Source organism: Dactylosporangium sp. McL0621 (assembly GCF_049995355.1).
Taxonomy (GTDB): Bacteria; Actinomycetota; Actinomycetes; order Mycobacteriales; family Micromonosporaceae; genus Dactylosporangium.
Window position 1 is genome coordinate 4,541,241 of the sequence record NZ_CP188259.1, and the last position, 24,802, is coordinate 4,566,042.

Genomic DNA, 24,802 nt, shown 5'->3' on the forward strand with positions numbered 1-24,802 from the left:
AGTTCCGTATATTACGGATTCCATACCACGCTGACCGACCCGCATGACGCCGGCGTCATGTGATCCGAGGTGCTATCGCGCCGGTCCGGGCCACGCGCGCAGTGCGTGGTCGGCGATGCGGTGCAGGTCGTCCGGGCTGGCGCCGTCGCGGGCCCGGGCCGACATGCCCTGCAGGACGGCGCCGTAGAAGCTCGCCAGGTCCCGAGGGTTCGTGTCGGGCGGGAGCTCTCCGGCGCGCACGGTGTCGGCGATCTTGGCTTCGAGGGCGTGGGCGCCGACGGCGCGCTGGTCGCGCAGGTGGGCCGCGATGTCGGCCGACTGCGGCGAGCAGTTAGTGGCGGCGGTGATGAGCAGGCAGCCGCGGGGGCGGTCCGGCCGGGTGTAGGCGGCCGCGGCCTCGTGCAGCAGGCGTTCGACGGCGTCGCGTGCGTGGGGTTCCTCGACCAGCACGCGTTGGGTGAAGGCGGCGTGGGTGTGCAGGTAGCGGTCGAGGGCATCGAGGAACAGGGACCGCTTGTCGCCGAAGGCGGCGTAGAGGCTGGGCGCGCCGATGCCGAGTGCCGCCGTGAGCTGGGCGACCGACGTCGCGTCGTAGCCGTGCTCCCAGAAGACGGTCATCGCCCGCTCGAGGGCCTCGTCGCGGTCGAACGACCGGGGGCGTCCCATTGCCATGCTCGCATTGTATAGCGATCGCTACAGAGCTCTGGTAGCTTGCATTCTGAAGTGATCGCTACAGAAGTGTGGGGAGTACGCATGGTCAACGTAGGGCTGCTGATCCGCATTGAGGCCAAGCCGGACAAGGTGGCCGAGGTCGAGGCCCGCCTGAAGTCGGTGGTGGACATCGTCCGCGCCGAAGGCAAGGCGGTCGTCTGGTTCGGGCTCCGGCTGGGGCCGACGACGTTCGCCATCTACGACGCGTTCGCCACCGAGGAGGACCGCCAGGCGCACCTGGACGCCAACTTCGAGGCGCTGCGCAAGGCCGGCGAGCAGTTGTTCACCGGCCCGCCTGCCGTCGAGCACATCGACGTCGTCGCCAGCCTGATCCCGGGCGAGTGACCATGCCGACTATGCGCGTCGACGACACCGACATCCAGTTCGACGTGACCGGTGACGGCGAGCCGATGCTGCTCATCCACGGCTCGAACCTCGCCGATGGGCTCAGGCCACTGGCGAGCGCCCTGCGCCGGCACGCGCCCTGGCTGACGCCGGTGCGGTACCACCGGCGTGGGATGGGCGGCAGCACCGGCCGCGACGGCAAACCCTGGCAGGGTGAGCCGGTCAGCGTCGAGCGGCATGCGGCCGACGCCCTTGCGCTCCTCGACGCGCTCGGCCTGCCGTCCGCCCACATCGTGGGCTACTCCTACGGCGGGACGGTCGCAATCGAGGCCGCGCTCGCGGCACCCGGCCGTGTCCGCAGCCTGATCCTCGTGGAGCCGACGCTACGGGAGGTTCCCGCCGCGAGTCTGTTCATGCAGGAGATTGCCCCCGTCATGGACCGCTACGGCGCCGGGGACATGGCCGGCGCGGTCACCGCGAGCCTCACCGCGCTCGACGCCGAGCACTGGCGGGAGCCTCTCGCGACCATCGGCCCGGACGCGTTCGACCAGGCCGTGCGCGACGGCGAGTTCTTCTACCGGGCGGAGCGGCCGTCGCTGGAGGACTGGACGTTCAGCGCGCAGCGCGCTGCCGCGGTGCGGGCGCCCGTCCTGTCAGTGCTGGGCACCCGCAGCGGCGCCTTCTTCGAGGAAGGCCGCGAACTCATCCATCAGCGGTTCCCGCACTGCGCTGACGCCGACATCCCGGGCGCCAACCACCTGCTCTACCTCCAGGCGCCCGAGACGATCGCCGGCGAGGTGGCCCGCTTCCTGCGGCCCTGACGCGGGTGTGGGGTGCCGGGACCGGGGCTACGCCGGACCCGGCATTCTGCCGACCATGTCGGCCAGGGCGTCGTCCAGCGGCGCATGAGGGTAGCGGGGTCGTGGCCGAGGCGTTCGGCGACTTCGGGGATGCCGTAGCCGAGGTCGAGGAGGTTGGAGGCGAGGAGGTGGCGGACTTGGTGGGGGCCGAGGGGTCGGACGCCGGCGGCGGTGGCGAGTTGGTTGAAGCGGTTGCTGAGGTTGTCTGGTCGGAGGGGTTGGCCGTGGCGGCCGGTGAACATGTAGCCGGAGACGAGCGCCGCCTTCGCGCGCGGTCTGATGGTGGTCAGTGCGGCGAGGGTGGTCGGGTCGAGGAGCAGGGTGCGGGTGCCGTTGTGGGACTTGGGGGGCTTGTCCCGCACCAGGCTGGTGGGGTCTTCCACGACGCGTTGCCGGCGGATCGTGAGCGTGGCCAGGTCCGGTTCCAGGTCGCACCATTTCAGGCCGCGGAGTTCGCCGCGGCGCAGCCCCGTGGTCAGCAGCAGCCGCCAGAGCGGGTACAGCCGGTCGCCGGCAACGTGGTCGAGGAAGCTGCGGGCTTCGGCCAGGGTCCAGACCGGTCGCAGGGCATCGGTTTCCCGCGGCTTGTGCGCGCCGAGGGTGCGGCCGGTCTGTTCGCCGAACGCTTTGGCCAGGACCAGGTGCAGGGTTCGGAGGGTGGTGCGGGAGTAGCCGACGGCCCCGAGTTGCTGGTAGGCGTGTTCGGTCATCCGGGCGCTGAGCCGCGATGCGCGGACCCGGCCGACGTACCGGTAGATCAGGTTGAGCAGGCAGTGATAGTTGCAGACCGTGTTCGGCTGTAACTCCTGCTCCCGGGCGTCGAGCCAGTCCTCGCAGAGCGTCTGCACGGTATCGGACAGCCGCGGTCGAGGTTGTTGTGCGTCGCGCTGCCGGCTCAGCCGACGGTACTCGACCAGGGCAGCTTGTTCCGTGACGAATCCGCTCCGCCTGGCCTGCATCCGTGCCCCGGAGCGGTCGCGACCGAGTTCGACCCGGAATCCGAAAAGACCGTTTTCCGGGTCCCGCGCGATTACATCGACATCGGCCATGAGAACCTCCGTCGCTTACGCGGACTATGCCTTGAGATGGGCTTCCTCTTCATGGGACTGCTGCCCGGCACGGATTGCAACGACGGGCCACACCATCGAGGGAACCCTAAATCGAGTGATTCGCCGCGACGTCACGGCCAGCGCAATGGATCGATGCTCGGAGCGAGCGGCCCGCCACAGCTCGCGGCTTTTGATGTTGCGGTTGATCCGGTCGCGGGACGTGATGGTGCGGGAGTCGGCGAGGATGCTGCGGTGTCCGACCGCGCGGGGGCCGGTCTCGGTGGGTCCTTGGATCCAGCCAACCACGTGCCCTTACGCGATGAGCCGCGCGGCGGCGTCGGCGATGTCGTCGCCTTGCTCGCGATGCGGATGTGGTTGCTGTTGAGGATGGCGGCTATGGCCGGGCCGGTGAACGCCGGTCCCCACGCGCTGCTGGTCTGAAGCGGGCCGGGGACGAGAGGGGTGCCGCGTGGTGCCGGCCTGCAGGGAATGTCCGCGCGGAAGGCGACCTCGTAGCGTTCCCGGCCCGATGTGCAGGGTGTCGGTCCACCATGGAAGGCGCTGGTGCAGTTCGAGGCGACCGCTGCAAGCCTGAGCTTCGCCGCGCTGGCCCAGGGTGTACCGGAAGATGGTGGCGCTGGCGCAGCAGTGACGCGCGACAAACTCGGGTCAACGGTGGCGGGGCCGGGCGGTGCCCGGCCCCGCCGTCGTCGTGCGGTTGCGGGTCAGAAGCAGAACCACCAGAACCAGCAGTGCGGGGTGTGCTCGCCCGGCGCGATGTCCTTGGACAGGTCCGCCACCGCGGCGTCGCGGGTGCTGAGCGGGGCCAGGCCGTACTTGTGCTCGATCGTCGCGATGATCGACGTGGTGTCGTGCGAGGTGTGGTCGACGGTGAAGCGGCGCTCCAGCTTCGGCGAGATGATCAGGGCCGGGATGCGCGTGCCGGGGCCGAACTTGTCGGACACGCCGGCGCCGGTGGGCGGCGAGACGTGGTCCCACTGGCCGCCGAACTCGTCGTAGGTCACGACGACCGCCGTGGACTTCGCGTCCGGGCCGGTCTCGATGGCCTTGAGCAGCTCGACGAGGTGGTTGCTGCCGGTGCGCTCGCTGGCGTAGCCGGGGTGCTCGTTGTTCTCACCGATCGGCTTGACGAAGCTGACCGGTTTGAGCTTGCCCTGCTTCGCAGCGGCGATGAAGTCCGTCTCGTCGCGCAGGTGCGCCGCCCGCGCCGCGGTGCCCGGGGCGTAGTTGGCGTAGTACGTGAACGCCTGGTGGTGGAACTGGAAGGTCTTGTCGGGGCAGTTCGGGTACACCGCTCCGCTTACCGTGCGGGGGTTGGAGCACGTGCCGGGCGTGGTGCCGTTCGTCCAGCCGGGGCCGCCGACATTGCCGGCGGCGTCGTCCCAGCCGCCCGAGTACCAGGCCCAGTCCACGCCGGCGCCGGAGAGCCGGTCGCCGATGGTCGGGGCGGTCAGCGGGGGCAGCCGCTTCGCGTCGGCGGTGCCCGGCGAATACGGCTGGTAGAACGGCTGGATCGTGTTCACCGCGTAGTCGCCGCACACCGTGCCGGCCGGCGGGGTCGGCGCGCCGGCGCTGACCTTGCAGGAGCCGTCCGGGTTCGCGGCCTGGGTGAGCGCCGTGTCCTTCAGGCCGGTCGCCGGGTGCAACGGGTAGTTGGCCGGGCTGCCGTCGGCGCCGACGATCGAGTGCAGGTCGTTGGCGCCGCCGTCGGCGACCGCGCCGGGCCACACCGGTGCGTTCGCCGCGACCAGCCACTGGTGGTTGAGGAACGAGCCGCCGAACGCGCCCTGGAAGAAGTTGTCCGCGATGACGTACCGCGGGGCGTTGCGGCCGTGCAGGTACTGGTAGACCGGCAGCGTCCGGGTGTCGTAGTAGCCCATCGTCAGGCCGATCGCGTCGCTGCCGGCCACATAGCGGTCCTGGCGGCCGCCGTCGATCTGGTACTGCTCCTGGTAGTAGCGGTGCACCAGGTCCTCGGTGCAGCCGCCGGGCAGCGCGCCGGCGGAGTCCTTGAGCACGCCGTGCGCCGCGAACACGCCGGGCGCCGGGCAGGTCTTGTCATCGCCGGCGATGTAGTGGTCGATCTCGAACGGCCGGTTGGCGAAGGCCGAGTCGACCACGGTGCCGTTGACCGTACCGGTGCAGCTCACCGGCAGCGGCGCCGGCGAGGCGAGGTTCACGTCGTTCTGCGGCAGGCAGGGCAGCACGGTGCCGTCCGCCGCCTTCTGCGTCACGTGGCCCGAGTACTTGGCGCGGTCCAGCCCGTCGACGCCCTCCCAGCCGCCGAACAGGTTGTCGAAGCTGTGGTTCTCCTCGTAGATCACCACGATGTGCTTGATGCCGTCGGAACCGTGGTCGCCGCTGACCCCAGCGTCGGCCACGGCCGGGACGGCCGCCACCGACACGCATAGCGCGACCACGGCGCCGGGCAGCAGCACACGACGGCGGAAACGTGCGGAAACGTTCACCGGTGCCTCCCAATCGAAAGGTGTCGAGAGGACGCTACGCCCGTCCCGGAGACGTCGTGGTGACGAGTCTCTGAACGCAGCATGATCGCCGCGACGTCGGGCCGACACGTTGCCGCTTCGCAATATGTCGGAGGGTCGACCACCCGGCGGCTGCGCAGCGGCTGGGCGGCTGTCGCGGCGGCGCCGCTTTACGTTCACTTGTATCGATTTGGATAGGGTCTCGTGGCCGGCGCGACGGTCGGCCGGTCAGGAGATTTCCATGCACGCATTGCGATCTGTCGTCGCCGGTCTGGCGGCCGTGACTCTCGCCGCCGGCGCGGTCGCCGCCGCCGGCCCGGCAGCGTGGGCCGCCGGTCCGACCAGCCGGGTGTCCCAGACGACCACGGTGGGGCTGCACAACACCTACGACCCGGCCACCTTCCCGTACCTGGCCCAGGCGCTCGACGAACACCCCGGCCTCATCGAGCTCGACGTGTGGGACGACATCTTCACCCGCGAGTGGAAGGTCAGCCACAGCAACCCGTTCGGCAACGCCAACAACTGTGTCGCCGCGACCAGTGCAAGCCAGCTGTACGCGGGCGGCGCCAACAAGAACCTCGAGTACTGCCTGGACGACATCCGGATCTGGCTGGCCGCCCACCCCGGCACCGGGCCGCTCATCCTCAAGCTGGAGCTGAAGGCCGGCTTCAGCAGCCGGACGGGGCTCGGCGCCGCCCAGCTGGACGCGACGATCACCGCACACCTCGGCGCGGCCGTGTTCAAGCCGGCCGACCTGCTCGGCGCCTACCCGTCGCTGGACGCCGCGGCCCGCGCCAACGCATGGCCGACCCGGACCCTGCTGGCCGACAAGGTGATCATCGAGATCATTCCCGGCACGGTCGAGGAGGACAACCCGACCGACACGCTGTGGACCGACGTGGAATACGCCCAGTACCTCAACGGCCTCGCCGCCGCCGGCACCCTGTCCCGCGCCAACATCTTCCCGTCGGTGCACAACGCCCAGGCCGGCGACCCGCGCACCCGCTACGCCGACGCGAGCCTCTGGCCCTGGTTCGTGGCGTTCGACGGCGACGCCACCGCGTACGTCACGGGCGGCATCGACACCTCGTGGTACGACACCAACCACTATCTGCTGATCATGACCGACGTGCAGAACGTCCCCCCGGCCGTGCCGGCCGGTGACGCCGCCGCCGCGCAGTCCCGCGTCGCCGCGATGGCCGCCGCGCACGCAAGCGTCGCCTCCAGCGACTGGTCCACCCTGCCCACCGTCGTGTCGCTGGTCGACGACCGCGGCTGAGCTCGAACGGTCGGGCGGCCGGCTCCGGCCGCCCGATCTCGGCCCGCTGCGTTCGGTGCCCTGAAGGTCACCCGCGATTCGTGGCCGTCTCGTGCTCCATCCACACAGGCAGGTGGGATGTCGTAGAACTCGAACTCGTGGTCGGTCCAGTCCTCAGGCTCGTCGCCCGAGACCAGCTCAACGCCCTTTCGCGGCAACGCGGCGGCGAACTGGTCGGTCTCAGGGCGTCAGCAAGGCGACGATGGCGAAGGCTCGGCAGGCTCACCCGTTTGGCGTGGGGAGCAGGCCGACCGCATGTAGAGGCGCAGGTGCCAGACTGGAACGGTGATCGTCGAACTTCGCTCGGTGCCGTCTCATTTGGGGGCCAGGCCGGGGTAAGGTGTTCAGTCGATGGCTGTGACCGATGTGGATAAATGTCGTCCGGAATCGTTGTGGCTGCTGGCACGGTCACGGGCGCTGCACCGCAGGAAGTGATCGACGCCCGCACGACCGGGTCGGTGTGGCTCCTGGACCAGTTGTGGCAATGCCTCGGCGTCGCCGCCGCCGTCCGCGCGGCCACCGACGTGCGGCGGTTCACCATGAACATGGAACGGGTCCTGTTCGCCCTTGTCGCGAACCGGGCGATCGTGGGGACAGGATTCCGCGGCGAACGGCGAACGCGCCATTCCCCAAACGGGGTCGCCCGGACGACCGAGGGTCCTGAGCCGCCACCGCAGCAGTCTCGGGCGCCGTTCAATCGTCCTACGGCAGGAGCCGGGCGCGTTCCTTGCCGATGATGCGTGTCTCGTCGGCGCTCGAGAGGTCGACCGTGTACGACGTGTCGACTGCAGCCGCGTCGGTGTGCTTGGCCTCGGACTCGTGGGCGTACGCGTAAAATAGGCTGCGTTTGGTCTTGAGCAGCTGCAGGATGCGCTCGTCGACCGAGTCCTTGGCGAGCAGCCGGTGCACCCGGACCATGCGTGGCTGGCCCATGCGGTAGCTGCGCATGATGGCCTGATCCTCGGTGCTCGGCTTGAGCTGTGGTTCGGTGACTACGACGACCGAGGCGGCCTGGAGGTTGAGCCCGATGCCGGCCGCCTCGATTTGGCCGATGAGGACCGCGGGTCCGGCATGCTGCTGGAAGGCGGTGATGATCTGCTGCCGCCGGCTCGTCGGGGTGCTGCCGGTGAGGTGGAAGCGGGTCGATGCGGCGAGCGTGGCGTGCACGCGGTCGAGGACTTCACGGAAGTAGGAGAAGACGACGACTTTCCAGCCGTTGGCGGCCGACTCGTCGACGATCTGTTTGATCCGTTCAAGCTTGGCGGTGGGCTCGTCAGTGCCGATGAGGTAGGCGGCTCGCCGCATGTCCGCGAACTGGCGTTGGCGGACGGCTTGAAGGTACCGCTGCCGCTCTGCTGTACCCAGCTCCACCCAGTCGTCCACGTCCAGACGTTCTGGCAGTTCTTTGAGGTCGTCCTCCTGCGTACGGCGGAGGTAGACCTCGGCCACCTTGACCCGGAAGGCTCACGGGCTCAGCACCTGGTTGTTGGGCAGCAGCCGGGCCGCGAGGCCTTCGTCGATGTATCGGACGAGGCTGTGGAACTCCTCGACCCGGTTCTCCATCGGCGTTCCGGTCATCAGCAGTACCCGCTGCGCGCTGCCGGCGTGGACCGCTACGGCCTGCGAACGCAGCGTGGTCCGGTTCTTGACGAGGTGCGCTTCGTCGACGACCAGCAGATCCAGCCGGACGCCTTGCGGGAAGGCCAGCACACGCAACGTCTGTAGCGTGGTGATCACAACGCCGCCCGACCTGGACCACTCGGCGACGGCGTCCTGCCGCCCGTCCCCGTGCGCTTTCAGAACTTTCAGCGCGCTGTGCTCCTCGATCTCCTGGATCCAGTTGTAGAGCACGCTTGCCGGAGAGACGACGAGGAAGTGCCGCTGACCGCGGGCTGACAGGTGCGCCATGACAGCGATTGCTTCAATCGTCTTGCCCAGGCCCATCTCATCGCCGAGGATCACCCGCTTGCGGTCGATCGCGTACTGAGCGCCGAACACCTGATAGGTGCGCAGCCGTACCCGCAGGTAGGTGGTGTCGAGGTCGACCTTTCGCGCCTCGTCCCCAATGTGGCCGGACACGAAACCGGTTGAGGCACTCGACTCGGCCACCGGTACGCCGCGGGCCTCGGCCAGCAGCGTCTAATACAGGGCGGCACCGCCGATGAAGTCCGCCCAGAGTGTCGCCGCTGAGGTGCGGTCGGCCCTGTCGATGGCGTTGGCGATGTCTCGCAGTGCCGCCCAGACGATGACGGCGTCGACAGTCCCCAGCAGGCTTTGCAGCTCGACGAGCGCCTGCTGGGCTCGGCGGCGGCTGGCGGGCCATGCGAAAAGCCGGTGCCGTAACAATCCTGCTGGCGACGCAATCGACAGCGCACGGTCCAGATTGACGGCGAAGGTTTCCGCACGGGTCAGCGGTGACGGCGTGTATCCGGATGACCGTGGCGAGAGTGTGCAGGAGGCGGAGCAGTTCGACGTGGCTTTCCGGCGCCTGGTCGGCGTCGAATCGGATGCCGGTGTCGTGCTCAACCGCTGCCGCGGCGGCCTGAGCCGCAGCGTGGATCGCCACGGCAGTCGTCGCGCCGATGTCACGTATCCCCTGCAGCGACGTCGGTGACGTCTCCAGCACGTCCAAGACACTGCGGTATCCGTGCTGCGGCAGTTTGCCGATGTTGCGGAGCGCTTTGCCAGCCGGAGAGCGCAGGCCTGTCACCTGCATCGTCGCGAGCTGTTCGGCGATCAGTCGTGTGCGAAGGCGGTCGTGGGCTGCACGGACGTCGCGTTTGAGGCCGTCGACAGCGGCACGGAGGAGGTCTGTGTCGTCGGCCAAAGCACCGGCGTCGCGGAGCAGTTGTCGGGCGACGACCATCGGCATCGGGTCCGGCGGCGCGGCTTGAGTGGTCATGCGGTGCCGACGCGAGGTTGGTGTCGAAGGTCCGAGTTGAACCCCAACTACATGATCGTCCTGCGTCAGGAGCTTCAATTGACCTGACGCGAGAGATTCAGCGATGCACCGAACGTCGTCACTATGCGTAGTTGTCCTTCGGTCTGCGGCCATCGCCGACGCTTCCGGATTAGCCGATGAGAGTGCACCTGGTCTCAGCCCGGGCTGGACTCGCGGCCTTTGCGGGTGCCGATTAACCATCCGGCCTGGTCAGGTGGCACGTTGGTGCTCGTGGAGGGCTCCGCCGGGTCGGTCTCGTCGGCGGAGTTCCAGGTGCCTGATCTGCGCTGGCACGCTGGTCGGTTCGGGTACTGGGCGTAGTGGCGCGGCTTGGCCCAGGGTCCGATGTGGGCGATGGCAGGTGTAGAAGGTCTCGAACTCGCGGAGTGCGTGCAGGAGGTGGCGCTGGTTCCAGATCAACGTGCGGTCCAGGAGCTCCGTGCGGCAGGTCAGGATCCAGCGTTCCATGATGGAGTTCATTCGGGGTATCTGTATGCCGGTGGTGATGACCGTCAGTCCGGCGTCGGTCAGCAGGGCGTCGAAGGTGGCCGTGAACTTCGAGTCTCGGTCCTGGATCAAGAACATGGCGCTGCTTCCCACGTCCTTCAGGTCCGTGACGATATTGCGGCCGAGCTGAACGATCCAGTCCGCGGTGGGGTAAGTGGTCGCGGCCGGGATCCGTATGTGCCTCGTTGCGTGCTCGTTGACGGCGAAGACGTACCGGCGCGTTCCGGTCAGGGTGCGGGTCTCGAAGAGATCGCAGGCGAGCAGCGCTGCCGTTTCGCTGCGCAGGAAGTCGGCCCAGGTGGTGCTCTGTCGTTCGGGTGCAGGTGGGATGCCGTGCTCGTTGAGGATCTCCCAGACGGTGGAGGCGGCGATCTTGATGTCCAGGGCGGCGAGTTCGCCGTGGATGCGGCGGTGGCCCTGCGGGGCATTCTCACTGGCCAGGCGCAGGACCAGGGTGCGGATCGAGCGGACGGTGGCTGGGCGGCCACGTCGCTTCGGCGCGCAGGTCGCAGCGTGGCGCCGCCTGGGCAGGTCGCGGTGCCAGCGCAGGATCGTGTCCGGGCGGACCAGCGGTAGAAGCTGCCGCAGCTTCTTCATCGGGAGGCGGTGGAGCAGGCCGGCGAGGACAGCGCGATCGGCGTTCGTGAACGTGGGCTTGCCGACTTGGCGCTGTAGGACGAGCAGTTGATGCCGCAGGGCAGGGATCTCGATGTCTTGGTCCCGGTCGCTCATCGGCAGCACGCGCTGCAGGGCGAAGGCGTTGCTCGCGGCGAGGTAGGCCATCCGCCGCAGCACGACAGATCATGATGCCGTCCACCCCTGTCCAAGTGAAGCCAGCAGGGGCCGGTCGGCGGCCATGCCAGAGATTGCCGATCAAGGCCGTGACCTGGCCGGATGATTTATCGGCACCCGCAGGGTCAGCACGACTGGCGGCAGGTGCCCGGCCACCCGGATCGCCTCCTGCGCGACCCGGGCGAACACCGCCGCGATGAGCTGGGCGATCGGCCATTCCCGGTCCTCGAGCAGGACCGCGCCGTCGTCGATGCGCAGCTTCGGCGCGGGCTCCAGGCGCTGCGGCGCGGCCCGCGCGAGCCGGGCGGCGTCGGCGCCGGTGTAGACGATGCCGGACGGATGGGCGAAGACGTTGGACGGCACCGGCGGCGTGCCGTCGAAGAGCAGCTGCCGGTCCGGCGCGTCCGGTCCGGCGAGGACCGCGACGGTGTGCGTGGTGCCGAAGTCCACGGCGAGCGTCGTCGCCCTAGGCAGTGTGGGCATCGAGGAAGTCCATCACAGCCGGCACCACGGCGGGCGCGGAGGTGCCACCGAGCAGTTGCACGCCGTGCTCGGTGCCCGGGACGACGAGCACCTGCTTCTGCGTGGCCGGCATGAGCTTGGCGAGGTCGTCCGCGGTCTGGGCGCAGTGCATCGGGTCGTCCTGGGCGGCGATGAGCAGCACCGGCACCACGACCTGGGCGGCCGCCTCCTTGACCGGCCGGCCCGACTGGCCGGCCACGTACAGCATGTCCTCGCCGGACAGCCAGGCCAGCCCATCCACCGGCGGGCTGGTCCGGGCGGCGCCGAAGGTGGAGATGTTCGCGCCGTTGGAGGCGCCGACCAGCACGACGTGCTTCGCGCCGGCCTCGCGCAGCACCCCCGCGAAGTGGCCGATCTCGGCGACCGGGTCGAAGCCCGGATCCCAGATCAGCACGTGGTACCCCTGGCTGGCGAGGGTCCGCCCGAACGGCAGCCACTGGCAGATGGTGCCGCCGTGCTCCGGGGTCAGCACCACGCCCCGCTCGCCGGTCCCGAGCACGATCGCGGTCACCGTGGTGATCTCGCTTTCCCGGATCTGGGCGGGCACGCCGTCGCCCGGGTTCACGCAGCCGTCGAGCCGGGACGGCGACGGCGAGGGGGAGGAGCCGGCGGTGGCCGGGGCCGGCCCGCCGGAACACGCCCCGAGCAGGAGCGTCAATGCGACGCCGGCCGATAGCGCGGTTCTCATGGGCCGCATCGTAACCTATGTCGTGCAATACTGGTTACATGGCGATGAGGGATACTGGTCGGGTGCCGACCGCCCGACGCCCCGCGCACGCCCCCGACGACCTGGACCTGCTGCGCGACTTCGCCAACGCGGTCGAGGCCGGCTCGCCGGCCGCCCTGCAGCGGTGGTTGTCCGAGCACGACCTGGCCGGAGCCGGGCTCACGGTGGCCGACGTCGAGCGCGCCGACGCGTTCCGCCGCGCGGTGCGCGGGCTGCTTGCCGCCAACGCCGAGCTGGGCGAGCCCGCCGCGCCGCTGCGCGAGTTCAACGCCGCGCTGGACTGGCTCGGCGCGGCGCCGAGGCTGCTCTCGGCCCGGCGGACGGGCATCACCACGGCCGCCGGCGGGGTCCGCCCCGCGCTCGGCCGGCTGGCCGCCATCCTGCTCGACGCGGTGCACGCCGGCACGTTCCAGCGGTTGAAGCTCTGCGCCAACCCGGCATGCGGGCGGGCCTTCTACGACCACGGCCGCAACGCCGCTGGGCGCTGGTGCGACATGGCGGTGTGCGGCAACCGGGCCAAGGTGGCCGGGTACCGCAGCCGCCTGCGCACTCGATCCGGCCCCGGCGACCAGCCGCACTCGATCGACGAGGCCATCACCCGCCTCGCCACCCGCGACCCGCGCCTCTGAACGCCGGGCGGCGCAGAGGTCAGCCGGCGGCGGGCCGGAAGTACAGGACGCGGTAGTTCAGCAGGCCGTTGAGCAGACACCACTGCAGGGCGTCGCCGCCGCGGAGCATGCGCCAGTACTCGCCGCGCAGGGGTAGCGGGCGGCCCGCCCCGACCAGGGCCGCGATGAACCGGTCGCGCGGGCGGCGCAGGTCCAGGTACGGGGTCAGGTCCCGCTCGTCGTCCAGGGTCAGGCCGTGCTCCGCGGCGGCGGCGCGCACCTGCTCGATGGGTCAGCGGCGAGCCGACCCGCCAGCCGTCGCGGAACCGAGAAGGTCACCGACCCGGCCGGCAGCGTCTGGTCTTTCACCTTCGACGTGCGGGGCCGCACCCTGCAGACCAAGGACCCCGACCGCGGTACCACCGACTTCACCTACGACGACGCCGACGAGCAACTGACCGTCAAGGACGGCCGCGGGATCACCCGCAGCAGCGTCTACGACGAGCTCGGGCGGGTCACCGACCTGTACCAGGGCGCGGCCGGGACCGGCACCCTGCTGGTGCACACCGACTTCGACGCCCTGCTCAAGGGCCAGGCCTCGACCGTCACCCGCTACACGCCCGACGGGCGGCAGTACGCCAGCACCATCAGCGAGTACCAGACCGGCACCTACCGGCCGACGAAGACGTCGGTCGTCATCCCGGCAGCGGAGGGCACGCCCCTGGCCGGCACGTACACGACCGAGACGTCGTACAACCCCGCCGGCAGCATCGCGACGGTGAAGCTGCCGCGGGTCGGCGGGATCGGCGCCGGTCCGCAGCCGGAAGAAACGCTGACGTACGGCTACGACGGGCTCGGCAATCCGACGACCCTGACCGGGCTGAACACGTACGTGACGGCCACACAGTACGACGAGTGGGGGCGCCCCGTCGCGACGCTGTACAACGACGGCGGCAGCAAGACCCGGTCACCGGCCGGGGCACGCTTGGCCGGGCTGCCGGCTGACCCTCGGCTACTGTCGACCGTCGAGTACGCACCGCTGTTCGCGCCTGCCGCGCGCTCGCCCTCGATGCCGAGGTCTTCACGACGAGGTTCCGCGCTTGGTGCTCGGTCAGACGGGGACGACGGGGCGGGCAGGCCGGGTGTCGGCTGCGGCCATCCCGGCGGTGATGGCGGAGGGCTTGAAGCCCTTGAAGGTCAGCCACAAGCCCAACGAGAGCTCCCACACGGCTACCGGGAGGGTCGCGATCGCCGACCATGCGGAGAGTTGCGCGATGACGCCGAAGAACGCCGCGATGGTGGAGGTGATGAGCAGGGGGGCTCCGATGAGCCCGATCAGGGGGATGGCGCGCGGCACGAGTCCTGACCGGTACATCAAGGTGCCGAGCAGGAGCGCGCTCATGCACGGCATCAGGGTCTGCCCGAGCAGGAGTGTCCCGTTGTAGGTGGAGACGAGCGACGCGCCGGTGGTGAGCAGCGAGGCATGGTCCGCCCCTGCTGCTGTGCCGAGGCCCTCTCGCAGGTGCACGAGCGTGAGGAGGCTGAGGACACCGGTGAAGATCATGGCAGCCTCGAGGGTGCGCACGGCTGCGAAACCGAGCGCCATGGCTTCGTTCAGCCGCTTGATCACCGGGAACAGCGTGACGGCGGTGCCGATGCCAGCCAGGGCGACGATCACCTCGAGGAAGGCGCCCCACAGCACGGCGGTGCTGCTGCCCGAGCTGGTGATGAAGTTCCGGTCGGTCTTGAGGTTGCCGTACAGGAACAGTGTGGGGATCGAGATGAACGTGATCAGGTAGAAGATGCCCGCGACGAGCGCGGTCTTGCGCAGTGCACTCATCGGGTCTCCCCTCGTGGTTGCTGCGGTTTGCCTGCCGATCGTCATGTCCGTGTCCTAACTGAGGTGATGAAGTAGCCATCGACGCTCGATGGTGGGTCTCCGGGCCAGTGCGTACGGCCGCATTCGGGCTGCCGGCCCGACGGCGGCCGAGCGGGTGGCCAGACCCGGGTCGGCCAATGCCTGGATTCGGGCCTGGCACGCTGACCCGGCGGCTGCGGAAGGTGCTGGCGCTGGTGGTGAACCTGACACCGGCGAAGGGTTCATCCCACCGGGGTGGTCAGAGTCGGCGGGGCCGCGGTCGGTGCTGGGGACGGTGGCGGCGCAGTGGGCCGGGCGGGCTGCGAGCCGGGGTCGGTGCCGCCCTGGTCGAGCCGGAAGGGCGGATAGGCGTCGGTCATCAGCGCGGCGTAGGCAGCGACCCGCAGCGCCCAGCGGTCCATGCCGAGGATGAAGCGGTAGAGGGAGCCGGGGTAGTGGCCGGTGAACAGCAGCACGATCGCGGCGATCAGCACGAGCAGCCCGACGAGACCGCCGTCCCCCCATCCGTTGTCCCATCCGCTGCCGGTCGTGCCGCGGGAGGTCGCCCACAGTCCTCCGCCGACGAAGATCGAGAGCACGATGTAATGCGGCAGGGCCAGCAGCCACCACTTCACCAGCACAAGGCCACGGGACAGCCTTTCGGGGTATGGCACGTGGAGCTGGGCCGGGTAGTCCGGCACCTCAGTCAGGCTGAACGGCGGATACCGGTCGGTGCCCAGAGCGCTGTAGCCGTAGTAGCTCACCCGCCAGGACCAGCGCAGCACGCCGACATTGAACGTGAACAGCGCCCGCGGATAGCGCGCGGTGAACAGGATCGCGAAGAACGCCACAACGCTGACCGCGCAGAACGCCAGCCAGAGGAACGCAAGCACGACGAAGTGCGGGATCAGCAGCAGCCACTTGACCAGCCACAGCCAACGGGAGGCTGAGGGATCCGGGGACGCGTCGACGCGGACGGGGTAGGGGGTTGGGTTCCTGTTCACGGGGTGCTCCCCGGGTCTGGGATCTGCGCGCTGCGGGCTGAGACGGAGATGACGATCTTGCCGCGGGCCTGCCCGTCCATCAGGTGACGGATGGCCGCTGGGGTGTCGGCGAGCGGGTAGGCCCGGTCGATCGCGGGGGTCAGATCGCCGGCCTCGATGAGGTCGCGCAGGGCGATCAGGTCGGCGGCGTTCTCCGACGCGACGAACGTGCCCAGCTTCTGGCCGATGAACGGGGACATGATCTGGGCCCGGATCTGGCGGCCGCTGCCGCCAAGGAACCGTCCATCGGTCTCGCCGCCAACGATGACCAACCGTCCCTGAGGGGTGAGGGCACGCCGAAGGCGGGACAGCCGGGCATTGCCCCCGATGTCGAGGATGACGTCGTAGCGGGGACCGCCGTCGGCGAAGTCCTCGCGGGTGTAGTCGATGACGGAGTCGGCGCCCAGGGCGCGGACCATGTCGACCTTCGCCGTGCTGCACACCCCGGTGACTTCGGCGCCGGACGCCTTCGCGATCTGCACCGCGAAGCTGCCCACGCCTCCCGACGCGCCGATGATCAGCACCTTCTCGCCGGCCTGGACGCGCCCGTGGTTGCGGACGGCCTGCAGGGCGGTGCCCCCGGAAACAGGGACGGCTGCCGCCTGGTCGAAGGAGAGATTTGCGGGCTTCGAGGCAAGCTTGCTCGTCCGGGCGGCTGCGTACTCCGCGAAGGTGCTGGTGGACATCCCGAACACCTCATCGCCGGGCGCGAAGCCGGTAACGCCGGCCCCGACGGCCTCGACCGTTCCGGCCAGATTCCGGCCCGGGTTGGCGTACTTGGGCCGGCGCAGACCGAAACCTGCCAGCCGGATGGGATACGGGAGGCCGGACATGATGTGCCAGGTACCCCGGTCCACGCTGGCCGCACGCACCCGTACCAGGACCTCGTCGTCTCCGGGGACCGGACGGTCTATCTCCGCGACCCGGAAGAGATCCTCGGGGGCGGAGCTGTAGCGGTCCTGCACGACCGCCGTCATCGTCGTTCCCCCGGCGGTCGGCCGGGGCGGTGCCCTCAGCCTGCCGGGCTCTGTCGTCTTCATTCTGCCTCCATGCAGTCAAGAACTTACGGCGTAAGCTCCAGTTGGAAGGGTAGGCTTACACCGTAAGCTTGTCAAGTGTGGGATGGAAGGAGCATGTGGATGAACCCGTCGACCCCTGGAGGTCGGACGCCCCGCACCCCGCTCACCCGGGAACGGGTCTTGCACGCCGCGGTCGCCCTCGCCGACAAGAGCGGGTCCGCCTCGCTGAGCATGCGCAAGCTCGGCGAGGCGGTCGGGGTCGAGGCGATGTCGCTGTACCGTCACGTGGCCAACAAGGAAGACCTCCTCGACGGCATGATCGACTTGGTCTTCGGCGAGATCGGCCTCCCCGCCGGTGGGCAGGACTGGAAGACCGCGATGCGTCAGCGGGCAATTTCCGCGCGGCGGGTCTTGTCCCGCCATGGCTGGGCGATCGCTTTCATGGAGTCGCGCAGCTCCCCGGGCCCGGAAACACTGCGCCACCACGACGCCGTCATCGGGTGCCTTCGGGATGCCGGCTTCTCGATCGAGCTGACCGCGCACGCCTTCTGGATCCTCGACAGTTACATCTATGGGTTCGCGCTGCAGGAGCGCAGCCTGCCGTTCCGCACCCCGCAGGAAACCGCCGAACTGGCGCCGGACATCCAGATGCGGGTACCCGCCGGCGGGTACCCGCACCTGGCCGAGCTGGCGACCCAGCACGTCCTGCAGCCCGGCTACGACTACGACTTCGAGTTCGAGTTCGGACTCGACCTGATCCTCGACGGCATCGAGACGACCAGCGACAAGGCCGCAGGGCGAACGGTGTCGCGGCCACCGCCGGCCACCGGGGCATCACGCTGACAGTGCACCCCGACGATCCGAGGTGGGCGCTAGCCCGCCTCTTTCACGATGAGTTGATCATGTCGGTGTGACGGACGGTTTGGGTCGGTTGGTTGCCGTGGGCAGGCTGCGGTGCCCGATGCTGGATCGGGTTCCTCCGTGGCCTTTCGGTTGCTGGGGCCGGGGTTCGTGGTTCAGGCCCGCCAGCCTGCAACCTGTGGGTCGACAGCCCCGCGAAGTTGTTCTGCCCTGGGGATTACGCGCCGTCGCCGCCCTGCGCCGGATGGACGCCACCGGGACGCCGATCACCGTCGACGCCGTTGCCAAGCAGGCTCGCGTCTCCCGGTCCTGGCTCTACAACCAGCCGGATCTTCGAGCCGAGATCGAGCGGCTCCGCAGCCGCCACCAGACCGCGGCCGCGAGCCGCGCGGTTCCTGACCGGCAACGCGCCTCCGACGCCTCGCTGCTCCGACGCCTCGAGTCCGCCACGGAACGCATCAGACGTCTAGAAACTGAGAACCGGCAACTGCGCGACGCCCTCGCCTTGGCCCTCGGCGAACAACGAGCGGCCACAGTCCTCGGCAACACCCGCGACACGCCGAGAAAGAAATCCAGGCCCATCATCGGACCCTGCTGAAAGGCCCTGTCGATGACACCGTTCATCACGCAAAACCGCAGGTCAAACCCACGATCTTTCTCTCGGCACAAGATAATCGTTGGCTGCCCGCCACGTTCATCTACGCGGGCCTGGACGTGGACGAGATCGGGTTGTTCGCCGGCACCCGGGGTCGGCAGATCGCCGGCCGGTTCACGCTGATCCCGGCGCGGGCGTTCGACTACGGCACGAATGAGCAGCGCGAGTCCTGGCGCGGCCTGGTGTCCACAATGGAGGCCAGCCTGCGGCTGCACCAGCACCGGCCCGGCGCGCTGACTGGACTGGACGAGTATCTCTTCGCCCGGACCAGCGGCATGATCGGCAGCCTGTCGCAGCTGGTGCGCGGGGCGGTGATCCTGGCCATCCAGGACGGCACCGAGCAGATCACCAAGACACTGCTGGACCTGGTCCCGGTCGACCACGCCGCGCAACGCGCCACCAGCCAGCGACCCGGCAGCCGCAGCAAGGCCAAGGCGAAGCCGTGACCGGATGGCGGCGGCTGCCGATTCTGCTCCCGCCCGCGCACCACGAAACCGTCGCCTCTTGGCTGCACCGCCTCGCCGCAGTCCACGGCCTGTCCAGCGCCGACCTGCGCCAGCACCTGTGGATGCGGATGGGGGTGGCTCCCGGGTAGTACGCCTTGTGGTCGTCGGCGGTGGCGGCGACGGTCACCGGGTCGTATCCGGCGGCGCGGGCGGTGTGGTCGCGTAGCCCGGTGCCGGCCACGACGTGGTCGAAGACCTTGACGGCCTGTGTGCCGAGCGATCCGGCGAACTGCGCGTTTCCGCCGGCGGCGTTGGTGCCGGCGACGCGGCCCTGTTTGTGGGCGGTGCTGCCCAGCGGCAGATAGACGTGCTGCCCGAGTAGCCGGTGGTAGGTGTGAACGCAGTCGCCGGCGGCGTAGATGTCGGGCAGGTTGGTGCGCATGCCGCGGTCGACGGCGATCGCGCCGCGGATGCCGAGGGTGGCGCCGGCGTCGGCGGCGAGCTGGACGTCGGGCCGGACGCCGGTGACGACGAGTACCAGGTCGCCGGTGTGGTCGCCGCTGTCGGTGTCGACGACGAGTCCGCCGGGGATGCGGTGGATTGTGTGGACCTTGGTGCCGGTGTGCACGGTCACGCCGCGGTCGCGCAGGTGGGCGGCGAGGGGTTCGGCCAGGTCGGGGTCGATGGTGGGCATGACCTGGGGGACCTGTTCGAGCAGGGTGACGGTCAGGCCGCGGGTGGTTAAAGCTTCGGCCATCTCCAGGCCGATGTACCCGGCGCCGACGATGACCGCGCTGCGCGCGTGGCGGTCCGTGATGGTGCGCAGGAGCGTGAAGGTGTCGTCCATGGTGTGCAGCAGGTGGACGCCGTCGGCTGGGCCGAACCGGTCGAGCCCGTTGATGGGCGGGCGGGCCGGGACGGCGCCGGTGCCGATGACGAGTCGGTCGTACTCGAACGTGACGTTGCCGCCGTCGGCGGTGACGGTGTGGGCGTCGGGGTCGATCGTTGTGGCGCGGTGCTGGAGGCGTAGCTGCAGGCCGGCGGTTTCGAGGTCGGTGAGGCTGCGGTGGGCGAGGCTTTGCCAGTCGGGGACGTCGCCGGACACGTGGTACGGGATGCCGCAGATGGAGAAGTTCGGGTAGCGGTCGGCGACGAGGAGGGTGACGTCGGCGGTGGGGTCGAGCTCGCGGGCGCGCAGGCCGGCGCTGATCCCAGCGTCGCTGCCGCCGATGACGAGCAGACGCATGTCGTTGGCCCTTCACGGCAGGGGCCGCCGCCGGTCCTGACCTGGCCGGCGGCGGAGCACAACGGTGGAGCTTGGGCTGCGGTCAGCCGGTGGTGACGGGCAGTTCGGTGAGCAGCTGTTCGACGCGGCGCTTGATTTCGTCCCGGATCGGGCGGACGGCCTCGATGCCCTGTCCGGCCGGGTCGTCCAGTTTCCAGTCCAGGTAGCGCTTGCCGGGGAAGACCGGGCAGACGTCGCCGCAGCCCATGGTGATCAGTACGTCGGAGGACTCGGCGGTGTCCCAGTCCAGCTTGCGCGGGGTGTTGGCGGTGATGTCGATGCCGACCTCGCGCATGGCCTCGACGGCGACGGGGTTGATTTGGTCGGCCGGTTCGGAGCCGGCGGAGCGGACCTCGACGGTGTCGCCGGCGAGGTGGCGCAGCCAGCCGGCGGCCATCTGGGAGCGGCCGGCGTTGTGGATGCACACGAACAGGACGGTGGGCTTGGTGCTCATCTGGTGGTTCCTCCGAGGAACAGGCGGTCAGTCAGTCGGTCGGTGGTTAGCGGAGGCGGTGCTCAGGAGCGGACGGACTCGTCGTCGGGGTGAGCGACGACGACGTCACCGGCGGCACTGCCGACGGACGGATACAACGCCAGCAGTAGCCCCACGCCGACCGCGAGTCCGATCCCCTGGGCGGCGATGAACCCGGACACCGAGCTCGGGGCAATCCCGGCGAACGTGTCGGTGAACGCGCGGCCGATCGTCACGGCCGGGTTGGCGAAGCTGGTGGAGGAGGTGAACCAGTAGGCGGCGCCGATGTACGCGCCCACGGCCGCGGGGGCGACCGCGGCACGGCCGGACCGGGCCAGGGCGAAGATCAGCAGGAGCAGGCCGGCGGTGGCGACCACCTCACCCAGCCACAGGTTCCCGCCCGTGCGGTGCTTGGTGGAGAAGTCGACGGCGGGCAACTTGAACATCAGGTCGGCCAGGATCGCCCCGCCGATCGCGCCGAGGACCTGGGCGACGGCGTATCCGGCGAGATCCCTGACCGGCAGGCCGGTGCCGCTGCGGCGGCCGAGGAACCAGTCAGCGGCGGAGACGACGGGGTTGAAATGCGCCCCGGACACCGGGCCGAAGGTGAGGATGAGCGCGCCGAGGGCGAACGCGGTGGCGACGGAGTTCTCCAGCAGCTGCAGGCCGACGTCGTTCGGGCTGAGGGTGGTGGCCATGATGCCGGAGCCGACGACGGCGGCGACGAGCAGCGCGGTGCCGACGAGCTCGGCAAGCAGGCGCCGCCACAGGGTGGGGTTCACGCGGATGTGGTCCAGTCTGGGATCGGGGCGGTCGGGTGGACAGGGTTCAGCCGGTGGTGATGGCGAGATGGTCCATCAGGCGGCGGACGCGGCGTTCAAGCTCGTCGCGGATCGGCCGGACGTCGGCGACGGTGAGGCCGGCGGGGTCGTCGACGTCCCAGTTCTCGTAGCTGGTGCCGGGGAACACGGGGCAGGCGTCGCCGCAGCCCATGGTGACCACGACATTGGCGGCGCGGACGATCTCATCGGTCCACGGCTTCGGGTACTCGTCAGTGATGTCGATGCCGCGTTCCGCCATCGCCGCGATCGCCGATGGGTTGATCTCGAAGCCCGGCTCGGATCCGCCGGACCAGGCCACCGCGCGGTCGCCGGCGAGGTGGGTGAAGAAGCCCAGCGCCATCTGGGAGCGGCCGGCGTTGTGGGTGCACAGGAACAGCACGACCGGCTTGCCGTCGTAGTGATGCCCTTCGACCCGGGCGAGGGCGTGCAGCCGCTGGCGGGCGAAGCGTTCGGCGAGCAGCGGCAGGTAGTTCGGCACGCTGGAGATGCTGGCGAACTGGTCGTAGCTGGTGTGCAGGAACCGTTCGATGGTCTCGGTGCCGTAGGTGCCGTCGAACTCGCGCGCGAGGCGCTGAGCCGCGGTGCGCAGAGCGAGTTGCTGATCGACGGAGAGGGCTGGGTGGTAGAAGTGGGCGATCGCGTCGGTCATGACGGGCTCCAGGTGCTACTGGGAACGGCGTGGGGCAGGATGGACGGCGGGCCCCAGGCGGTTGATCCGGTCCGCGAGGTCGATGTAGGCGGCCTCGAACGCGGTGTCGGTGTCGACTCGGACCGGGTCCGGTACCGACCAGTGCAGCCGCGGGTGGACCGGGGCGTCAGGGTCGGCGAGGTCTTCGTGGGCGTTGTCGCAGACGGCGATGACCAGGTCGCCGTCGCGGACGATGTCGCCGACGTGTGCGGTGCCGGCCGGGTCGAGGGCCAGCCCGTGGCGGTGCGCGACCTTGACCGCGCGCGGGTGGACGCGAGCGGCGGGGTGGGTGCCGGCGGAGGCGACGGGGCCGCCGATGCGGTCGCGCCAGAGTGCGGCGGCCAGCTGCGAGCGGGCCGAGTTGTGCGTACACACGAACACCACCCGCTCCGCGCCCGCGAGCGGCGGTGGGGCGAGTGAGGTGAGCACCTCCGGCACGAGCCGCAGATAGACGCGGCGCCGGTCGCCCTCGGAGCGGGTCCGGGTGAGCAGGCCGGCGTCCTGCAGCACCTTGACGTGGTGCGCGACCAGATTGGTCGGCAGGCCGAGGTCATGGCCGATCTCCCCGGGTGAGGCGTCGCCGAGGGTAAGCGCGTCGACGATGGCGAGGCGGGCGGGGTCGCCGAGCGCGGCGTGGACCCTGGCCCGTACCTCCAGCGAAGAAAGATCGTCAGTCATTGACTCAATGATTACTGACTCTTCTGTCGTGGTCAAGGGCGGCCTGCCGGGGATGGTGTGGGTTCTCAGTGGAGCTGATCTCTCCTCCCTCGATCTGATCGCCTCACCAGTTCTGATTCGCTTCTCTCGTTGTGTCGAGGGCCACCGATAGCCTCGGCTGGTTAGGGCCGCGCGGGAACGTTCATGGGGTCGGCGCGGGTGCGGGGTCGGCCGGGTGCATGGTGACGGTGCCGGTGGTGCCGTCGACGGTGACGAGCTGACCTGTGTGGAGCTGGTGGGTGGCGTCGCCGGCGCCGACGACGGCGGGGATGCCGTATTCGCGGGCGATGAGGGAGGCGTGGGCGGCGAGGGTGCCGCCGTCGGTGACGACCGCGACGGCCCGGCCGAACAGCGGCGTCCACGCGGGGGCAGTGGCCTTGGCGACCAGCACCTCGCCGTCGGTGAAGGCAGCGAAGTCCTGCGGGCCGTCGACGATGCGGACGGGGCCGCTCGCCCGGCCGGCGGAGGCGGGGTGCCCGACGATCACGCCGTCGCCGGTGGTGACTGGGCCGCGGGCCTGGGCGACGGCACGGGCGATGACGTCGCCGATCAGCCGTGGCGGCCGGCCGAGAGTCAGCGGCGCGGCGAGCCGTCGCTGCCGTTGCCACACCGCACGCCGTTCGGCCACGGCGGTGGCCAGCGACCCGCCCGATGCGTCGAGGGCCGCGTGCAGCTCATCGCAGGTGCAGAAGTAGACGTCGTCCGGCTCACCGATGGCGCCGATGTCGGTGAAGTGCCGGCCGAGACGGTGCACGCAGGCGCGCAGGACCGGCCAAGCGAGAGTGAGCTCACGGGCCTGCGCCTCCCGGATCCCGGCGTAGCGCTGATTGACCCGCAGCAGCCGCACGAACCGGGCCGCCAGGATCGGGCGGTCGGCCAGCGCCGCCGTGCACCGCTCCTCCGCGGCCACCCGCTGCGCTGCCAGTTCGGCGTGCCGGTCCTCGCCGGCGGTCGAGACGGTGGTGGGCAGGTCGCCAGCGAGAGGATGGTACCAGTCGACGCTCTGCACTGCGTGCGGCGGCAGACCGTATCGGGCGCCGGGCAGGCCCCGCAGCAGCGGCTGGGCGCCGCCGTCCGCGTCGGGGAGCACGTCGGCGAGGTACCGGCGGGTGAACCGGGTGAGGCAGCTTCCATCTTCCACGCCGACCCACCGACGATCGCGAGGTACCACAGGCCGACCCCTGCTTCCCGGCCGAGTTGCTCCACCAACGCGGCAACGCGATGCGGCTCGGCAGTACCGGCCTCGGCCTCGGCAGCGGCGACCAGGTGCCGGTAGCGGGGCAGCTGCTCGTCGCGCCACCGTCGGTGCAGGGTGGCGAGCACGGCGTGGTCGGCCGCGGCCGGATCACGGCCCACGTTCCAGAGTGCGTGGTAGAGAGTCTGCACCGCCCGGACGCGGCCCTGCCCCAGCACGCGGGCGAGCAGCGTCGGGGACCGGATCGGGGTGGCGTTGTAGTACCAGCCGTTGACCAGCGCGTATCGGAACGGCACCCGGACCCCGATGCTGGCGTGCATCCGGTCGAGGTAGCCGCCCTCCAGCATGGGCAGCAGCCAGGTGCCAAACAGCGGGGCGACCGCCTCGGGCAGCCATTCGCCGAGCCGGAAGTTGCGCATCTACAGCCCCGGCCCGGGCGGTGTCCACGACGCGGGCTCGGGCACTGCGGTCATCGGCCGGGCCTGCAGCAGCCACAGCCGGTCGCGCTGGTCGATGGCCCACTCGACGTCCTGCGGCTGCCCGTACCGGTCGGCGACCTGCCGGGCCAGGGCGGCGACCGCTCGGGCCTGTGCGGCGGTCAGCACCGGTGCGCCGTCCGGGCCAGACCGGGTCAGCCTTGCGGTCATGCCGGTGGTGGTCCATTCCTCGCCGGTGGCCTCCCCGGACACGAGCGGCTCACCGAGCCTACGGACGTCGGTGATGATCGTCTGGTCCCGGTCGCCGGTGACCGGGTTAGCGGTGAATGCCACTCCGGCTGTGGCGGCGTCGATCATGACCTGGACCAGGACCGCCATCGCCGCGACCGGGCAAGTC

Annotated in this window: 29 protein-coding genes and 1 pseudogene; 10 read left to right on the top strand and 20 right to left on the bottom strand. The window is 70.0% G+C overall.

Annotated elements, in window-relative coordinates:
* Positions 1 to 72: 72 nt before the first annotated feature.
* On the bottom strand, positions 73 to 672 hold the full coding sequence (locus tag ACPPVO_RS21660; protein ID WP_426513021.1) for a TetR/AcrR family transcriptional regulator: 600 nt from the start codon (positions 670 to 672) through the stop codon (positions 73 to 75).
* A gap of 81 nt (positions 673 to 753) precedes the next feature.
* Between ACPPVO_RS21660 and ACPPVO_RS21665 the strand changes: the two genes are divergently transcribed.
* Together ACPPVO_RS21665 and ACPPVO_RS21670 are read left to right on the top strand one after the other, a co-directional pair.
* Positions 754 to 1,056 (top strand): putative quinol monooxygenase, encoded by a 303-nt coding sequence (locus ACPPVO_RS21665; protein WP_426513022.1) that lies wholly within the window; start codon positions 754 to 756, stop codon positions 1,054 to 1,056.
* 11 nt (positions 1,057 to 1,067) lie between these two features.
* The gene (locus tag ACPPVO_RS21670; protein ID WP_426513023.1) at positions 1,068 to 1,877 is read left to right on the top strand and encodes an alpha/beta fold hydrolase; all 810 of its coding nucleotides are present in this window, start codon (positions 1,068 to 1,070) and stop codon (positions 1,875 to 1,877) included.
* On the opposite strand, the gene ACPPVO_RS21675 is transcribed toward ACPPVO_RS21670, so the two are convergent.
* From ACPPVO_RS21675 to acpA, 3 genes are all read right to left on the bottom strand, one after another.
* A complete protein-coding gene (locus ACPPVO_RS21675) occupies positions 1,820 to 2,965 on the bottom strand; it encodes a tyrosine-type recombinase/integrase (protein WP_426513024.1) in 1,146 nt (381 codons plus the stop codon). The genes ACPPVO_RS21670 and ACPPVO_RS21675 overlap by 58 nt on opposite strands.
* A gap of 24 nt (positions 2,966 to 2,989) precedes the next feature.
* Positions 2,990 to 3,271, bottom strand: a complete 282-nt coding sequence (locus ACPPVO_RS21680) for a carbamoyltransferase C-terminal domain-containing protein (RefSeq protein WP_426513025.1) — start codon at positions 3,269 to 3,271, stop codon at positions 2,990 to 2,992.
* Between the two features lie 419 nt (positions 3,272 to 3,690).
* The gene (gene acpA / locus ACPPVO_RS21685; protein WP_426513026.1) at positions 3,691 to 5,454 is read right to left on the bottom strand and encodes an acid phosphatase; all 1,764 of its coding nucleotides are present in this window, start codon (positions 5,452 to 5,454) and stop codon (positions 3,691 to 3,693) included.
* Positions 5,455 to 5,713: 259 nt separating this feature from the next.
* On the opposite strand from acpA, the gene ACPPVO_RS21690 reads away from it, so the two are divergent.
* Positions 5,714 to 6,751, top strand: coding sequence for a phosphatidylinositol-specific phospholipase C domain-containing protein (locus ACPPVO_RS21690; RefSeq protein ID WP_426513027.1), 1,038 nt, complete (start codon positions 5,714 to 5,716; stop codon positions 6,749 to 6,751).
* A 437-nt stretch (positions 6,752 to 7,188) separates the two neighbouring features.
* A pseudogene (locus ACPPVO_RS21695) lies at positions 7,189 to 7,377 on the top strand (IS1634 family transposase); the annotation flags it as partial.
* A 115-nt stretch (positions 7,378 to 7,492) separates the two neighbouring features.
* Here the strand turns inward: ACPPVO_RS21695 and ACPPVO_RS21700 are convergent.
* Complete coding sequence (locus ACPPVO_RS21700) at positions 7,493 to 8,239, bottom strand: helicase-related protein (RefSeq protein WP_426513028.1); 747 nt, start codon at positions 8,237 to 8,239, stop codon at positions 7,493 to 7,495.
* Between the two features lie 15 nt (positions 8,240 to 8,254).
* Entirely contained in the window at positions 8,255 to 8,899 is a 645-nt protein-coding gene (locus tag ACPPVO_RS21705) for an SNF2-related protein (protein ID WP_426513029.1), read from the bottom strand.
* Positions 8,900 to 8,951: 52 nt separating this feature from the next.
* On the opposite strand from ACPPVO_RS21705, the gene ACPPVO_RS21710 reads away from it, so the two are divergent.
* Both ACPPVO_RS21710 and ACPPVO_RS21715 read left to right on the top strand, forming a co-directional pair.
* Positions 8,952 to 9,404: a hypothetical protein gene (locus ACPPVO_RS21710; RefSeq protein ID WP_426513030.1), complete on the top strand. Its 453-nt coding sequence runs from the start codon at positions 8,952 to 8,954 to the stop codon at positions 9,402 to 9,404.
* 33 nt (positions 9,405 to 9,437) lie between these two features.
* Positions 9,438 to 9,779, top strand: coding sequence for a hypothetical protein (locus tag ACPPVO_RS21715; protein ID WP_426513031.1), 342 nt, complete (start codon positions 9,438 to 9,440; stop codon positions 9,777 to 9,779).
* Between the two features lie 162 nt (positions 9,780 to 9,941).
* Here the strand turns inward: ACPPVO_RS21715 and ACPPVO_RS21720 are convergent, their stop codons facing one another.
* The 3 genes from ACPPVO_RS21720 to ACPPVO_RS21730 all read right to left on the bottom strand — a co-directional run bounded on the left by ACPPVO_RS21720 (position 9,942) and on the right by ACPPVO_RS21730 (position 12,240).
* Positions 9,942 to 11,033 (bottom strand): integrase core domain-containing protein, encoded by a 1,092-nt coding sequence (locus ACPPVO_RS21720; RefSeq protein ID WP_426513032.1) that lies wholly within the window; start codon positions 11,031 to 11,033, stop codon positions 9,942 to 9,944.
* Positions 11,034 to 11,111: 78 nt separating this feature from the next.
* Complete coding sequence (locus tag ACPPVO_RS21725; protein WP_426513033.1) at positions 11,112 to 11,513, bottom strand: hypothetical protein; 402 nt, start codon at positions 11,511 to 11,513, stop codon at positions 11,112 to 11,114.
* Positions 11,497 to 12,240, bottom strand: coding sequence for an alpha/beta hydrolase (locus ACPPVO_RS21730; protein WP_426513034.1), 744 nt, complete (start codon positions 12,238 to 12,240; stop codon positions 11,497 to 11,499). The genes ACPPVO_RS21725 and ACPPVO_RS21730 overlap by 17 nt, the downstream gene beginning before the upstream one ends.
* Before the next feature lie 62 nt (positions 12,241 to 12,302).
* On the opposite strand from ACPPVO_RS21730, the gene ACPPVO_RS21735 reads away from it, so the two are divergent.
* A complete protein-coding gene (locus ACPPVO_RS21735) occupies positions 12,303 to 12,908 on the top strand; it encodes a CGNR zinc finger domain-containing protein (protein WP_426513035.1) in 606 nt (201 codons plus the stop codon).
* 19 nt (positions 12,909 to 12,927) lie between these two features.
* Here the strand turns inward: ACPPVO_RS21735 and ACPPVO_RS21740 are convergent, their stop codons facing one another.
* The 4 genes from ACPPVO_RS21740 to ACPPVO_RS21755 form a co-directional block, all read right to left on the bottom strand.
* Positions 12,928 to 13,167 (bottom strand): hypothetical protein, encoded by a 240-nt coding sequence (locus ACPPVO_RS21740; protein ID WP_426513036.1) that lies wholly within the window; start codon positions 13,165 to 13,167, stop codon positions 12,928 to 12,930.
* 831 nt (positions 13,168 to 13,998) lie between these two features.
* Complete coding sequence (locus ACPPVO_RS21745) at positions 13,999 to 14,772, bottom strand: DUF4386 domain-containing protein (protein ID WP_426513037.1); 774 nt, start codon at positions 14,770 to 14,772, stop codon at positions 13,999 to 14,001.
* A gap of 215 nt (positions 14,773 to 14,987) precedes the next feature.
* The gene (locus ACPPVO_RS21750; RefSeq protein ID WP_426513038.1) at positions 14,988 to 15,749 is read right to left on the bottom strand and encodes a DUF4389 domain-containing protein; all 762 of its coding nucleotides are present in this window, start codon (positions 15,747 to 15,749) and stop codon (positions 14,988 to 14,990) included.
* Positions 15,746 to 16,765, bottom strand: a complete 1,020-nt coding sequence (locus tag ACPPVO_RS21755; RefSeq protein ID WP_426513039.1) for an NAD(P)-dependent alcohol dehydrogenase — start codon at positions 16,763 to 16,765, stop codon at positions 15,746 to 15,748. The genes ACPPVO_RS21750 and ACPPVO_RS21755 overlap by 4 nt, the downstream gene beginning before the upstream one ends.
* A gap of 162 nt (positions 16,766 to 16,927) precedes the next feature.
* Here ACPPVO_RS21755 and ACPPVO_RS21760 point away from each other — a divergent pair, with 162 nt between their 5' ends.
* The 3 genes from ACPPVO_RS21760 to ACPPVO_RS21770 all read left to right on the top strand — a co-directional run bounded on the left by ACPPVO_RS21760 (position 16,928) and on the right by ACPPVO_RS21770 (position 18,769).
* Complete coding sequence (locus ACPPVO_RS21760; protein WP_426513040.1) at positions 16,928 to 17,650, top strand: TetR/AcrR family transcriptional regulator; 723 nt, start codon at positions 16,928 to 16,930, stop codon at positions 17,648 to 17,650.
* 262 nt (positions 17,651 to 17,912) lie between these two features.
* Positions 17,913 to 18,266, top strand: a complete 354-nt coding sequence (locus ACPPVO_RS21765; RefSeq protein WP_426513041.1) for a DUF6262 family protein — start codon at positions 17,913 to 17,915, stop codon at positions 18,264 to 18,266.
* A 116-nt stretch (positions 18,267 to 18,382) separates the two neighbouring features.
* Positions 18,383 to 18,769, top strand: coding sequence for a hypothetical protein (locus tag ACPPVO_RS21770; protein ID WP_426513042.1), 387 nt, complete (start codon positions 18,383 to 18,385; stop codon positions 18,767 to 18,769).
* Here ACPPVO_RS21770 and ACPPVO_RS21775 read toward each other — a convergent pair.
* The 7 genes from ACPPVO_RS21775 to ACPPVO_RS21805 all read right to left on the bottom strand — a co-directional run bounded on the left by ACPPVO_RS21775 (position 18,669) and on the right by ACPPVO_RS21805 (position 24,783).
* On the bottom strand, positions 18,669 to 20,015 hold the full coding sequence (locus tag ACPPVO_RS21775; RefSeq protein WP_426513043.1) for an NAD(P)/FAD-dependent oxidoreductase: 1,347 nt from the start codon (positions 20,013 to 20,015) through the stop codon (positions 18,669 to 18,671). The genes ACPPVO_RS21770 and ACPPVO_RS21775 overlap by 101 nt on opposite strands.
* 82 nt (positions 20,016 to 20,097) lie before the next feature.
* Complete coding sequence (locus ACPPVO_RS21780) at positions 20,098 to 20,508, bottom strand: arsenate reductase ArsC (protein ID WP_426513044.1); 411 nt, start codon at positions 20,506 to 20,508, stop codon at positions 20,098 to 20,100.
* A gap of 62 nt (positions 20,509 to 20,570) precedes the next feature.
* Complete coding sequence (locus ACPPVO_RS21785) at positions 20,571 to 21,308, bottom strand: aquaporin (protein ID WP_426513045.1); 738 nt, start codon at positions 21,306 to 21,308, stop codon at positions 20,571 to 20,573.
* A gap of 46 nt (positions 21,309 to 21,354) precedes the next feature.
* Positions 21,355 to 22,017: an arsenate reductase ArsC gene (locus tag ACPPVO_RS21790; RefSeq protein ID WP_426513046.1), complete on the bottom strand. Its 663-nt coding sequence runs from the start codon at positions 22,015 to 22,017 to the stop codon at positions 21,355 to 21,357.
* 15 nt (positions 22,018 to 22,032) lie between these two features.
* Positions 22,033 to 22,734, bottom strand: coding sequence for a helix-turn-helix domain-containing protein (locus tag ACPPVO_RS21795; protein ID WP_426513047.1), 702 nt, complete (start codon positions 22,732 to 22,734; stop codon positions 22,033 to 22,035).
* A 181-nt stretch (positions 22,735 to 22,915) separates the two neighbouring features.
* Positions 22,916 to 23,914, bottom strand: a complete 999-nt coding sequence (locus ACPPVO_RS21800) for a PEP-utilizing enzyme (protein ID WP_426513048.1) — start codon at positions 23,912 to 23,914, stop codon at positions 22,916 to 22,918.
* Between the two features lie 473 nt (positions 23,915 to 24,387).
* Entirely contained in the window at positions 24,388 to 24,783 is a 396-nt protein-coding gene (locus tag ACPPVO_RS21805; RefSeq protein WP_426513049.1) for a PEP/pyruvate-binding domain-containing protein, read from the bottom strand.
* Positions 24,784 to 24,802 lie beyond the last annotated feature (19 nt).

What these genes read in the sequence shown, in the direction of transcription:
- ACPPVO_RS21665 (WP_426513022.1), top strand. Translation starts at nt 754, where the DNA reads ATGGTCAACGTAGGGCTGCTGATCCGCATTGAGGCCAAGCCGGACAAG.
- ACPPVO_RS21755 (WP_426513039.1), bottom strand. Translation starts at nt 16,765, where the DNA reads ATGACGGCGGTCGTGCAGGACCGCTACAGCTCCGCCCCCGAGGATCTC.
- ACPPVO_RS21745 (WP_426513037.1), bottom strand. Translation starts at nt 14,772, where the DNA reads ATGACGATCGGCAGGCAAACCGCAGCAACCACGAGGGGAGACCCGATG.
- ACPPVO_RS21670 (WP_426513023.1), top strand. Translation starts at nt 1,068, where the DNA reads ATGCGCGTCGACGACACCGACATCCAGTTCGACGTGACCGGTGACGGC.
- ACPPVO_RS21675 (WP_426513024.1), bottom strand. Translation starts at nt 2,965, where the DNA reads ATGGCCGATGTCGATGTAATCGCGCGGGACCCGGAAAACGGTCTTTTC.
- ACPPVO_RS21795 (WP_426513047.1), bottom strand. Translation starts at nt 22,734, where the DNA reads ATGACTGACGATCTTTCTTCGCTGGAGGTACGGGCCAGGGTCCACGCC.
- ACPPVO_RS21805 (WP_426513049.1), bottom strand. Translation starts at nt 24,783, where the DNA reads ATGGCGGTCCTGGTCCAGGTCATGATCGACGCCGCCACAGCCGGAGTG.
- ACPPVO_RS21690 (WP_426513027.1), top strand. Translation starts at nt 5,714, where the DNA reads ATGCACGCATTGCGATCTGTCGTCGCCGGTCTGGCGGCCGTGACTCTC.
- ACPPVO_RS21775 (WP_426513043.1), bottom strand. Translation starts at nt 20,015, where the DNA reads ATGCGTCTGCTCGTCATCGGCGGCAGCGACGCTGGGATCAGCGCCGGC.
- ACPPVO_RS21660 (WP_426513021.1), bottom strand. Translation starts at nt 672, where the DNA reads ATGGCAATGGGACGCCCCCGGTCGTTCGACCGCGACGAGGCCCTCGAG.
- ACPPVO_RS21710 (WP_426513030.1), top strand. Translation starts at nt 8,952, where the DNA reads ATGAAGTCCGCCCAGAGTGTCGCCGCTGAGGTGCGGTCGGCCCTGTCG.
- ACPPVO_RS21780 (WP_426513044.1), bottom strand. Translation starts at nt 20,508, where the DNA reads ATGAGCACCAAGCCCACCGTCCTGTTCGTGTGCATCCACAACGCCGGC.
- ACPPVO_RS21765 (WP_426513041.1), top strand. Translation starts at nt 17,913, where the DNA reads ATGGACGCCACCGGGACGCCGATCACCGTCGACGCCGTTGCCAAGCAG.
- ACPPVO_RS21760 (WP_426513040.1), top strand. Translation starts at nt 16,928, where the DNA reads ATGAACCCGTCGACCCCTGGAGGTCGGACGCCCCGCACCCCGCTCACC.
- ACPPVO_RS21725 (WP_426513033.1), bottom strand. Translation starts at nt 11,513, where the DNA reads ATGCCCACACTGCCTAGGGCGACGACGCTCGCCGTGGACTTCGGCACC.
- ACPPVO_RS21790 (WP_426513046.1), bottom strand. Translation starts at nt 22,017, where the DNA reads ATGACCGACGCGATCGCCCACTTCTACCACCCAGCCCTCTCCGTCGAT.
- ACPPVO_RS21730 (WP_426513034.1), bottom strand. Translation starts at nt 12,240, where the DNA reads ATGAGAACCGCGCTATCGGCCGGCGTCGCATTGACGCTCCTGCTCGGG.